The organism is Rothia nasimurium, from assembly GCF_004569295.1.
GTDB classification, from domain to species: Bacteria; Actinomycetota; Actinomycetes; order Actinomycetales; family Micrococcaceae; genus Rothia; species Rothia nasimurium_B.
The window spans coordinates 1-4,048 of the sequence record NZ_SPQC01000078.1; the positions used below are offsets into that span (position 1 = coordinate 1).

Genomic DNA, 4,048 nt, shown 5'->3' on the forward strand with positions numbered 1-4,048 from the left:
GATACGGCGGCCACAGAGATCTACACTCTCTCCGACGTCGGCAGCGTCAGAGGTTTATAAGAGACAGGGGGGGGGGAGGAGGAGAGAGGGAGAGAGGTCGCCGTGCGCGCCCACGGCAGAGGGCGAAATATCTGACTTGGCTTCGTGTCGTATTGCCGACAGGACGGAATTGTGTGGCACTATTGAACCATGACCGAAACCCTCGATTGGGAAACCGCATGGCTACCGCGTTACCCCTACGCTACAGATGACCTCTCACAAGGCATTTGGCGGCAGAAACGCGACGAAGCCATGGGACGGCGCTACATCGAAGCTAACCCCCAGGCGCTCACCAACCTGCTCGTTGTAGACATCGACGACGGCATCGCCCTACAAAAAGCGATTTGGTGCATCAATTACCCGCCGAACTGGGTCGTAGAAAACCCTGCCAACGGCCATGCACACGCTCTTTGGGTGCTCGCTAATCCCATTCCCCGCACAGAAATGGCGCACTACAAGCCCATTGCCTACGCCCACGCCATTACCGAGGGTCTACGCATATCCCTGAACGGTGACAAAGGGTATTCGGGGCTACTGACCAAGAATCCCCTGCACAGTGATTGGGAAACCTACCCGCTGACCACTGCCCCCTACACCCTGGACGAGCTAAAAACGGCTCTGGAAATCGATGGGTGCATGCCGAGTAAGCGTTGGCGCAAGACCAAGCGGCGCTACGCTACAGGGCTAGGTCGTAACTGCACTATTTTCGATTCTGCGCGCCTGTGGGCCTATCGCGAGGTACGGAACCATTTTGGTAATCCCGAGGGCCTAGCGCAGGCTGTAACGGCTCATGTGCACGGGCTAAATGATGAGTTTAAGACTCCGTTGCCTGAGCGAGAAGCTGAGCAGATTGCGGCAAGTATTGTGCGGTGGATTGTCACAGAATCTCGGTTGTGGAACGACGGTCCTGCTGTCTACGAAGCAACTTTTACGGCTATTCAGTCAGCACGTGGCCGTAAAGGTGGAGTGAAAAGTGGGAAGGTAAGAGCCACTAAAGCACGAGAAAGGAAATGGTTTCTATGAGCACTGAAGAACTGCCCCCCAGCGTCTACGCTCGCTATTCGCGGGGAAGTCAGACGGCTAAACAAGCTGCACAACGTGTAGGTGTTTCTGAACGCACTGCACAACGTTGGACTTCTCGTAGCCGTGCTGAATGGCTGGCTGAAAAGGCCCAAGAGCGAGAAGAGATACGCGCTTATCATGACGATTTAGGGCACTCGTGGACTCAGACAGCCAAGCACTTTAAGCTTGCGGTTTCGACGGTGAAAGAGCGTGCTTATCGTGCTCGTCAAGAGAGAGCAGACCAACTAGAACGTCCCCACACGCGGGGTTTTTAGTTCCCTGGGTTCAAACAACACGGTTGACTAGTCCCTGCTATCTTCGGTTAGAGGCTCATGACACATATAGCAGTACCTGAAAAGCACCTCCTCAGAAGCTTAGTATTCCATTCCCGCTCCCACGATAATCTCTGCTCTGTTATCCTGCTCCGGTTCTGGGTCTAGCCAAAGAGCAAGAACACCCGATATCAACACGGCAAATAACAATACAAGAAAACCAATCGCACCCACGATGATTAGTAAATTTCGGATTTCTTTATGTATTCTCATATCTACCAGTAAACACCAAGTTTACTCAGTTCTGAGGATTCCTAATGTTTCTCAAGTTTACTAACGTCACCGCAGTTCTTTCCATCTGTGTTCTGACGCTCAGTGCGGTTCCAGCACATGCACAGAATAATATTTCCAGTACCTTAGACTCTCAGAGAGTTATCTCCCAGATGTCTTCTATCGCGCAGAGCAAAGACCAAGATATACTTGGCTCAGCTATAGAAGTTGCCCCCGAAGAGAATTCAGGCAACATCCTCGAAGTCGCCCTTCCCGATATTGAAATAGAAGTACCTAGCGATATCTCTAGCCCCGTTACGGTTCAAGAAGCATCAACTGAAGCTGTTTCAATCTACCGCCCTTACGATTCGGATAGTGAGAAAGCTGATGTTGTAGGAGAAGGAACTGTTGTCAACGAAGGAGATACGTTCTCTACGATTACTTCTGTTAAAGATGACGGTGGGTTGCAAATAGCAACAATTATTAACTCAGAAGATACTACTGAAAGATTCAGCTACGTTCTCGATGTACCTGAAGATGCAAATATCTTTGAAACGCACGGAGGCGTTTTAATCGAGGACGCTGACGGAAACCTCATTGGTGGCTTTACACCGCCGTGGGCGCTCGACTCCAGCGGCCAGAAAATCCATACTCATTATGAGGTGAATGGGAATGTGCTTACTCAAGTTGTTTCACATAAAGACACCTTGAACGTTCACTATCCTGTAGTTGCTGATCCTGTCTACAGACGCGGAATGATTCACACCGTTGTACATGAACGTTGGGCAAAAGGCGGATGGGAAGTCCGTCTTCAGGTCACAGCACTAGCAAGATGGTATCAGCCCTTTAACCCATCTTATGTGGTAACTGAAGGACTGAAAGATTTACGGGAACATCATCCCCGGTCTATGGCCTCTGCAACGATGGCTCAGCAGTGGGAGTGCCATGTGCTGGGTCTTCCTGGAACAATCAATATTGACTTAGAGAGCTACCGTAGAAGCTGGCCTGGTTGGCGCAGCGGAATCTCTAGTGCAGTCATCAAGTTGCGTCCTTCAAGCGCCTGTAATTGGTAGAGTTGCTTATAACTTATAAAGATATTTTGCTGTTTGAACGGGGGCTCAGAATCTATGTATCCGTAAGTATCTACCTAGCTTGTGGAGAATTTTGCACTGTATTAAGTTACGCGCAACGCCATATGTTCACGGCAAATATCCTCTATAAATTTTATAAAGCAGGCTAAACAACCCCGCACACCCTCCGGTGCGGGGTTTTTAGTTCCCGCCGTAGCTGACGATACGCGGAGCATTAGCCCCCAGATCAAAACTCGTCATAGGGTGGCCGCAGGCCATCGCGCAAGCGACGCCGCAGGCGCCCTTGAAGAGTTTTGGGCGGGGGTTAGAATGCCCGAGTGTCGGCTAAGGCAGGGGGGCGGAAAACCACCCTGAACGGGCTTTTTGGGGTCTTTGGTTAGGGGTGTGTTCAAGGGATAGGCGGGGGAATGAAAACGGGTTCTGGTTAGTATCAAAACAGATAGTAAGTAGGGTTGGTACATCCGGGGTTACTGAGTGCAAGAGGTGTGACGGGTAATCGGCGGCAACGCCGATAGCGTCCGCGCACAAAAAGTTGCACGCGGTTTTGCACATGAGACCAGCGGGCCGTGTAAAAAATCAGGCAGAAGGTGCGAGGAACGAGTACAGGAGAGCCTGAGATTTTTGCGCGGTGATTCTGGGTCGATTGATGTGAAACCGGCTGAGGAAGGAGGGATTTTGAGGGCCAAAAAGTTTTTGGCATACGTGCCTGGTGGATAAGAGAAAAATCTTGAGGGAAGGGGGTTATCCGCATAGAGTAGTGATTGCTGTATTCAGTGCACCCAAAATCAGTTTCTCTTGAGGGATGGAGAAATTGAGTGTACGCTCTTGATAGGTTCGGCTGAAGTATGCAGAACGTCGCTGGTCTTTTGACCAGCTTTTTTTGTAGAGTAGTGCCCGCAGCGGTTGGGTGCGCCCGAATGCAGTTATCCCGTTGACAGCCAAGCAGCTGTCGCACATAGTAGTGATATAGCCGTTAGAAGTGTCTGACAGAGCCGGTCGAGTGACCGGCTTTTTTTGTACCGATACTCAGTCCGTAGTGATGTTTCACTGCGGATTTTTTTATACCTGAAAAGAGGTTCTAGAAGTGTTTCAGCTTGTTGATTTTGTAGGTAGCTGGTGGGCGCTGTGGGTACCTGCGTTGCTCGTGGTAGGTCCTGTGTTGAGGGTAGTTTCGAGTGAGACCCGGGCTTGGGTCTCAGAGGTGCGCGAGTGGGTGCAGATGAGCCATGAGAGGGGGAGAGGGGGCAGGGAGTAGGGCAGGCGGACGCTCTCGTAGGTAGGTTGCAGGGGGGGGGGGGGGGGGGGGGGGAGGGG

The 4,048-nt window shown here is 51.3% G+C and carries 3 protein-coding genes; all 3 read left to right on the forward strand.

All coding sequences use genetic code 11. The features are described 5' to 3' along the window. Positions 1–189 precede the first annotated feature (189 nt). Positions 190–1,062 (forward strand): replication initiation protein, encoded by an 873-nt coding sequence (locus E4U03_RS12295; RefSeq protein ID WP_135014010.1) that lies wholly within the window; start codon positions 190–192, stop codon positions 1,060–1,062. After that, positions 1,059–1,376: a leucine zipper domain-containing protein gene (locus E4U03_RS12300; RefSeq protein WP_167752437.1), complete on the forward strand. Its 318-nt coding sequence runs from the start codon at positions 1,059–1,061 to the stop codon at positions 1,374–1,376. The genes E4U03_RS12295 and E4U03_RS12300 overlap by 4 nt, the downstream gene beginning before the upstream one ends. Before the next feature lie 314 nt (positions 1,377–1,690). Next, a complete protein-coding gene (locus E4U03_RS12305) occupies positions 1,691–2,716 on the forward strand; it encodes a hypothetical protein (RefSeq protein ID WP_135014012.1) in 1,026 nt (341 codons plus the stop codon). Positions 2,717–4,048: the final 1,332 nt, after the last annotated feature.